General features: G+C 40.6%; 6 protein-coding genes. All 6 read left to right on the forward strand.

The window, feature by feature from the left end; genetic code table 11:
- The coding region (locus tag F607_RS34900; protein WP_027709898.1) for a hypothetical protein at nt 1–616 on the forward strand (616 nt) is incomplete at its 5' end.
- Nucleotides 617–651: 35 nt separating this feature from the next.
- Nucleotides 652–2,436, forward strand: coding sequence for a DUF6531 domain-containing protein (locus F607_RS33150; RefSeq protein WP_051311747.1), 1,785 nt, complete (start codon nt 652–654; stop codon nt 2,434–2,436).
- 47 nt (nt 2,437–2,483) lie between these two features.
- On the forward strand, nt 2,484–5,459 hold the full coding sequence (locus F607_RS31215; protein WP_051311748.1) for an RHS repeat-associated core domain-containing protein: 2,976 nt from the start codon (nt 2,484–2,486) through the stop codon (nt 5,457–5,459).
- Complete coding sequence (locus tag F607_RS0122650; RefSeq protein WP_027709899.1) at nt 5,459–5,740, forward strand: hypothetical protein; 282 nt, start codon at nt 5,459–5,461, stop codon at nt 5,738–5,740. Before F607_RS31215 ends, F607_RS0122650 begins: the two co-directional genes overlap by 1 nt.
- Nucleotides 5,741–6,251: 511 nt before the next feature.
- Entirely contained in the window at nt 6,252–6,530 is a 279-nt protein-coding gene (locus tag F607_RS0122660; RefSeq protein ID WP_027709901.1) for a DUF6881 domain-containing protein, read from the forward strand.
- A 910-nt stretch (nt 6,531–7,440) separates the two neighbouring features.
- Nucleotides 7,441–7,977, forward strand: a complete 537-nt coding sequence (locus tag F607_RS0122670) for a hypothetical protein (protein ID WP_027709903.1) — start codon at nt 7,441–7,443, stop codon at nt 7,975–7,977.
- Nucleotides 7,978–8,004 lie beyond the last annotated feature (27 nt).

The following is an 8,004-nucleotide window of genomic DNA, read 5'->3' on the forward strand; positions in this document are numbered from 1 at the left end:
TACCACCTTGGCATGGAGTGATGACGATAAACTACTAAAAGTCACCAAATCTGATGGCAGTATCCGCCAGTATCACTATGAAAATTCAACCTTTCCTAAGCACTTAACAGGTATCACCGATGGTAACGGTAAGCGCTTTGCGACCTGGAAATATGATATAAAAGGCCGTGCGATTAGCTCGGAACATGCCGGTGGTACCGAAAAAACCTCTCTCGAATACCATGCTAATAACAGTACTACGGTTACCAATCCTTTAGGCAAAAAAACCACTTATCATTTCAAGGTATTTAATGGCGTGCATAAAGTCGTGAAAGTCGAAGGCCAACAAACCGAACACTGCGCAGCGGCCAATAAAGCCTATACCTATTACGACAATGGTTTGCTCAAAACCAAAACTGATTGGAAAGGGATAGTGACGGCGTTTGAGTACAACGATCGTGGCTTAGCGATCGAGACAACGGAAGCCGTCGGTACTCCACAAGCCCGCACCGTAACGACAGAATGGGATGTTGATAAGCGATTACCGTTGAAAATCACAGACAGCAAAGTAGAGACGTCTTATCAATACGATGAACAAGGTGCGTTGGTGAAAAAAACAGAAAGCTTAATTAATTGATAAATATTTTCTAAATAGCAATAGGAAGTTAAGGTGTGACTATATTTTTTAATAAAAAAATATACTTAAAAGATTATTTTAGCAAACCAATTATTTTGGGGTTAACGCTGGCTACTTCTTTGACAGTAGCAGAGCACGCATCGGCTGAGTATAAAGGTTCCTACTTGAAGAGCTGGTACCAGTGGGGATGGCCTCTTAGAGAGTCAAATCAGTCATTCAAAACTATTATGGAAGCTGTTACTTGGACTAGAAATGAAGCGAAAAAAAAACACTCTATGTATTATGGATCTGCGATAAGTAAAGCGGATAACTTAACATTTATTAAGTTAGAGTATTATTCTCATAATGGTCAACTTAAACCTATCTGGTATTTTACTCAACAGTTACCTGGCATCAAAAAACCTACAATAGAGATCGAGCAAGAACAGTATTTAAGGTATTGTTCCAACAACTCTTATAGGCCTGCTCGATATCAAAATTTTAAATTAGCAGGAACTCAAGGCCATGTTGTCATGGATCGCATCGTTGATGGTAAATCAATTGTGTTACCAGACAATATTGGTGGTCTTATTGCAACTGCAAACTTAATGGGCTGCAGTGAAAATGATAAACGTTGGAATATTACTTCATTTCCAGTCTTCACTGTAAGAGAAGTTGGAGACTTGGATATGAATAAGAGTTTAGGTCAGTCTTGTAATAACGTGAGTAACCCAATCAATGCTGCTACAGGAAATAAATATCAAACGACCTCTCTCACAATACCTAACTCTAGTCTTGATATAACACTGAATTACAATAGCTTAAGCCTATCAACAGGGCTGTTTGGAAGTAGTCAGAGTTCTTTATTAGACCTTCGGTTACAGACGCCAAAGAGTGATGCAGAAGTGATTATTGCTCATTTAGCTGATGGCAAAATGGTCCAACTACGTAAAATAGCAGATGAAAGCCAGGTATGGATGGACGATAATCCTGCTCAGTACAAGCTGACGGTTAATGAGGATAAATGGTCTTTACAAGATCTTACTCAATCAAAGGTCTATCTCTTTAATAATGACGGGACTCTTAATCGCATTGAGCAATACGGGCAACAATTAATTCAACTGGCTTATGATGATGGGATTCTAACTAATATTACTGACCAATTAGGTCATTCATTAGCCGTTGAGACCTCAGACTTAAAGATAACTAAGCTTGGTTCAGAAGAAAATGCAGTGACTTTCAAATACGATGAAAACAATAACTTGATTGAAGTAAGCCATCCTGCATATACATATACCTATCGCTATGAAAATAGTAGCTACCCAAGTTTACTAACGACGGTGCTAAAAAATGAGCTGTTAATTGGTAAGTGGTCCTATGATGAGCATGGTCGTGCTATTTCCAGTGAGCATGCTGAAGGATTCGAAAAAACAACTCTAGAATTTCACGATAATAACAGTACTACCGTGACTAATCCTTTAGGCAAAAAAACCACCTATGACTTTCAGGTATTTAATGGTGTACACAAAGTGGTGAAAGTCGAGGGCCACCAGTCCGAAAACTGCGCGGCGGCCAATAAAGAATACACCTATTACGACAGCGGTTTGCTGAAATCCAAGACCGATTGGAAAGGTAATACCACCGAGTTTAAGTACAACGATCAAGGCTTAGCGATCGAGACGACGGAAGCCGTCGGTACCCCTCAAGCCCGCACCGTCACCACCGAGTGGGATGTTGATAAGCGTTTACCGCTCAAAACCTCTGATGGTCAGGTAGAGACATCTTATCAATACGACGAACAAGACGCGCTGGTGAAAAAGCGTCAGCAATTAGCGCCGTAATTTTTTAAAAAATAATATTTAATTTAAACCAAAAATAGATTTGTAGCATGATGCAGTTAAATAAATTATTTTCGGGATTATTGGCTATAGGGTTTGCCTTTTCCGCCCAGGCCGAATTCGATCGCAGTTGGGATTATCAATACGATGCCCATAAAAACCTCACCCAAATCGATGGACCCCGTACCGATGTACAAGACATTACCCGTTTTGAATACGACGAACACGGTCATTTAATTAAAACCATTAATGCCTTAGGCCATACTACGGAATTAAAAGACCATAATGCCTGGGGCAGTCCACAAACCTTAATCAATGCCAATGGCACCGTCACCAAAATAGCCTATAACGCCAGTGGTAAAGCTGAGACCATCACCGTTAAAAGTGCGTCGGGTGATATCACCACCCGCTTTACCTATGACAAGGTCGGTCAGGTCACCCAGGTCACCTTACCCAATGGCACCACCATTCAGTATGAATACAGCCCTGCACGCTATTTAATGGCGATGGAAAATAGCCTGGGTGAACGGATTGAATATGACTATGACAATGCGGGAAATCAAACGAAACAAACGGTTAAATCCGCGACCGGTGACATTGTTGGTCAACATAGCTGGGTTTACGACGAGTTAAGTCGGTTATTGCGCAGTGTCGGGGCCAGTGAACAAACCACACAACATGCCTATGACGTCAATAGTAATCAAACGGGTCTCACCGATCCTAATAAACATAAAACAACGTATGGTTTTGATGCCCTCAATCGCTTAACCCAAACCACCAATGCCTTAGAAGGCGTGACTAAGCTTGAATATAACCATCGAGATCAAATCACTAAGGTGATTGCCCCTAACGGTGCCACCACTCAGTATGAATACGACCCCTTTGGCCGACTGATTAAGCGTATTAGTCCTGATACTGGCACGACCACCTATGCCTACGATTTAGCGGATAACATCATCCAGCGTACGGATGCCCGTGGTGTGGTCACCAAGTATAGCTATGACGCCCTGAACCGTCTTACCAGCCAACAGTATCCGGCCAGCCCTGAACTCAACATCACTTATATCTACGATGAAACCACCAATGGCAATAAAGGCATTGGCCGCTTAACAGGTATCCAAGACCAGTCAGGCTTAGTAGCCTTTAGTTACGATGACACAGGCAATTTAACCAGCGTTAGCCGTAGTATGACTGTTGCTGGTCGTGAGGTGGTGGATAGTACGCAGTATCAAACCAACCTCATGGGCTACATCACCCAGGTAACCTATCCCAGTGGTGCCAAAGTCGATTATGCCCGTAACCCACAAGGCCAAGTCACCACCGTCACCTATCACCCCAGTGACAGCCGCCTTAAACCCATTGTCATTGCCAAAGACATTGGCTACCAGGCGTATGGTCCCTTAACCGCATTAACCTGGGGTAATAACACCCAACTGACCCGCACCTTTGATCAAAGTGGCCAGCTGACCCAGCAAACCGTCACTGGAATCCAGGATCTCGACTACAGCTATGACCCCGCCGGTAATATCACTGAGATCAGTGATGGTCACAATGCCACCTACAGCGCCAGCTACCAATATGACGCCCTGGATCGCCTGGCCCAGGAACAAGGCTACTTCGGCACCAAAAACTACAGTTTTGATCCCGTCGGCAACCGTACCGAACGCCAATGGATAACACCCAATACGGCGGCAGAGGGTCAACCCAGTAACAGTGAAACCCACAGCCAAACCCTGGCCTACCAAAAAGACAGCAACCGTCTGACGAAAGTAAATAACCAAAGCATCACGACCGATGCGGCAGGCCACATCACTGACAATAACCCATTAAGCTTCACCTACGATGCCCGTGGTCGCATTCACAGTGTCAGCAAAAACGGAAAACAACAAGCAGAATACCAATACAACGTATTAGGTGAACGTGTCCTGAAAACCCGCTACAAAGGCGACAACAAGGAATACAGTACCTTTCATTACAACACCAGTGGTCAACTACTGGTGGATACCTTACACGACAAGAACCGTAAACGCTTAAGCCGTCATTACATTTGGTTAGGCAATATGCCACTAGCCATGATCGAAGAGGTCTACCAAAGTAATGGCAAAATAGCGCGCCACCAGGTCAATTACATCCATGCCGATCACCTAAACGCCCCTCGTCGTGCTTCAGACACTGAAGGTAACACCAACTGGGCTTGGTACCGTGATGCGTATGGTATCGGTGATGTAAACCAGGATGTGGATGGTGATGGTAAGAAAACCTTTATTGCCTTGCGTTTTCCTGGACAATATTACGACCCTGAAAGTAGCTTGTTTTATAATTACCATCGTTATTATGATCCATCAGTTGGTCGTTATACAAAAAGTGATCCCATTGGGTTGCAAGCTGGGCTGAACACCTTTGCTTATGTAGAGGGTAATCCTGCAAATTACATTGATTCTACGGGTCTTATTGGAACATTCTTAAATGCTCATAGAAGAGGCCTTGGCTACGATAATGCAGTAATGATAGGGAAAATGGGGAATGAAGCATATGAGTTAGGGCTGACTATTGATGCTGTAGGAAATATCCTGATATTAGGTGCGGAAGGTGCTGCGCTAGGAGTTGGTTATTTAACTGCAAAGGCTTTAGCAAATCCAAGAATTACAAAAGAAGTAGTTGATACTGCTTGCTCAGCTACTGCAAGCTCAGTCCAAAAAACAGCTTCACGAGCTGCTAGAGCTGAAGTAGAAGTTTTAAATTTAGAGCCAGGTACAATCCAGTCGATTAAGCCTAATGCTGCTAGAACGGTTTCAAGGGCAGATCTTGAAGCTAGCAGGGTGAAAGCTCAAGAAAAGCTCATATATGATGGGACTCAAAGGCATACTCGAGTTAAAGTAGATCAATTTGGAAATGTAATTGATGGTCATCATCATATGAGAGCTGCTACAAAATTTCCTGCGCATAGAGTTGAAGTCTATGTAGAGAGTGTAGAAGGTGCAGAGCCTGGTACCCTTATAACTGAATTACCCATTCGAGGTGAGTAATGCTAGATAAAACTAGGTTAAATGAGATTTTATTGAATATTTTAGAAGATGGTATCACATTTATTAGGCATTACTCTGCTCAAGGTAAAAGTACACAAGTTAATATTGAGGCAGACCATTTACATAATATCCCAAGCTTAATTAACAACCTTTCTAGAGAAAGGTTGGAGTACTACCTAAATATCGAGGTTAAATCTTATCGTGATAAAGTTAATGGGAAACCTAGAGCGAAATTAGAGAATGAATGGTCCAATTTAAGACAGATTTTAGAGGAAGAATAAGCTCAGTATTGCTAATAATCATAACTATGAACTTAAGAGCCTGTCCAAGCTGTAACAAGCAAACAATCTCAAGTAAAAGAGTCTTTCTCACGACTCTTTTACCTTTTATAGTTTGTTACTGCTCTAACTGCTTTGCAATGGTCACCAGTAAAGCAAGTCAGTGGTATTTACAAGATAATTTTATTAACTATATTCTTGCTACTGTGCAGTTAGCTTTTCTTTTAATAACCTCATTACTGTTGCTAGAAACTATTTGGGGAGGGCTAGCCTTATTTGTAAACTGGCGAGTTTTCAGGTGTTATATCATTTCAAAGCAAGCGTTAGTTGAAAGATAAATTATTTAGAGAACTGGGTAGGCTGTTTGTCACTTTAAATCACAGTAAAGGGGTAGCCTTACTCTCTTCGTTTGCCCGCGAAACATAAAAAAGCCATATTTAAAGCCTTAATTCTGGCTTTTTTATGTTTCGCGGAGTGAAAAAGTATTTTGTCATAATCAAGGGGTGATTGAGTAATGAATTATATAAAAGCAAGATGGTTGCATTCTGATAAAGACTACCCCTATTTAATTTATAGTGAGTTTTCAGAAGACAGGTATGAAACGAGAAAAGTAGAAGTTTTTTATAATAATGAATACGGATTTGCATCTGAGTATAAGCATACCGCTAAGACAAGACTTGGCTTAGCTCCTATACCTAGTATTCAGGAATTGCAAAGTAATCCTGAGTTTGAGGTTGGAATTCTCACTAAAGAGCAATTTGAAAACATTTGGATAACCGCTATAAATCAATAGGTTTAGGAGTAGTTTAGTGTTGAATAACTCTATTCCGACAGTATCACTCCTTAAAAGGATGCAAAATGATCAAAAGTAAATTTACTAAATTTAGTGGTTATAGCTTCTTAGTTTTAATAATTTTATTAGTTTGTACCCTTTTTCTTGAAACAATTAGCATAGCACTCGCTTCTCCATTTTATTTCTGCTCGATTATTTTATATTGCATAGGGTTTATTTGGATTGGAAACATTAAGTTAGTAAATTCTACTAAGTTATCGCCGCTACCTAGGTTATCTATTTTAATTTCTATGCTTTTGATATTTATTTTTATTTCAATAGTTATAGGTGTAAATCTTAAATTTGCACTGGGTATGAAAATTTAAGAAATAATATTTGAGTTAGTACCGGATTATGCAGGGCTTAAAACAAATTTAAGCCTAGCTGTTTTTCAATCACTCTCATCATTCTTGCACTGCTAGTGCCCTTAGTGCTCCTACCCCACCACAGAATACTCAACCCCCTCTAAAAAACTTCCGATAATCTATGTTATCGGCTATTTTGACGATTTTCGCGTAAGATAGTATCACTTTTAGTATAAAGTAATACTAAATACCGTATCTGTCTTAAGCCTGATAAGAGCAGTGACTAGGTGAAAATTGTGATAAGAGGACATTTTCCAATACTTTAAAACTGTGCAGTTCTTGAGTAGAGATTAGCCTATGAGCTGTATTGCAGAGATGTTACAAAAATAATATTTTTAGACTTACAAGAAAAAATCAAAGATCTAGTGTTATCGAGCCTATTGTTCGGTTTTTTTCTATCCTTATTGACCCTTAAATTATTCTCAACTATTCATTTATTACACCGCCAGTACATAACAAATAATTTTATAAAAATACAACTTAAAAGGTTTGATGAGGAGCTTATCATGGACGAGGCTTTAAAAACGTTATTAGAGAGTCCAATAAAAAAAGTATTACAACAAGATGGGGATAAACAGCAGGCTTATACCGATAGTCAAAACCGCACCGTAATCGCTTCCTTTGGCATGCTAATCGTTAATGGGCAGGGGGTTGTTTCTGTCGTCTTGAAAGAACGTACCCCATTTTCAATTGATGTTGTGACGAATGAAAGCCTTGAGCAAGGTATACGTTTAGTCATACTAGAGGAAAGCGTAAAACTCTATGAACTTGAAGGTGGCACAGAAACACTATTGGATGAACGCTCGGGCTTAGCAATTGGCCTTGATGAAGACAAAGAAGCTACTTACTGGTTTAGCTTTTTTGGCCAAAACCGCGCTATTCACTATGGAAAAGGGGAGATGCGTAGTCTGACTACACTGCTTGAGTATGTTTTTCCTGATGATGGCGGCGAACCCTCAAAGTTTTGGATGAATGATCTATGTACAGGACAAAACTTTCAGGGAGTGCCGAAATACTGCCAGGTTAACACTTCCTTCTACTAGTACCCTGTGTAAGTAATCAAGCCCTAG

Origin of the sequence: Zooshikella ganghwensis DSM 15267, from assembly GCF_000428585.1 — a bacterium.
Lineage (GTDB): Bacteria > Pseudomonadota > Gammaproteobacteria > Pseudomonadales > Zooshikellaceae > Zooshikella > Zooshikella ganghwensis.

Bases quoted from the DNA above. Each gene is read 5' to 3' on its own strand.
- F607_RS0122650 (WP_027709899.1), top strand. From the start codon at position 5,459: ATGCTAGATAAAACTAGGTTAAATGAGATTTTATTGAATATTTTAGAA.
- F607_RS31215 (WP_051311748.1), top strand. From the start codon at position 2,484: ATGATGCAGTTAAATAAATTATTTTCGGGATTATTGGCTATAGGGTTT.
- F607_RS0122660 (WP_027709901.1), top strand. From the start codon at position 6,252: ATGAATTATATAAAAGCAAGATGGTTGCATTCTGATAAAGACTACCCC.
- F607_RS0122670 (WP_027709903.1), top strand. From the start codon at position 7,441: ATGGACGAGGCTTTAAAAACGTTATTAGAGAGTCCAATAAAAAAAGTA.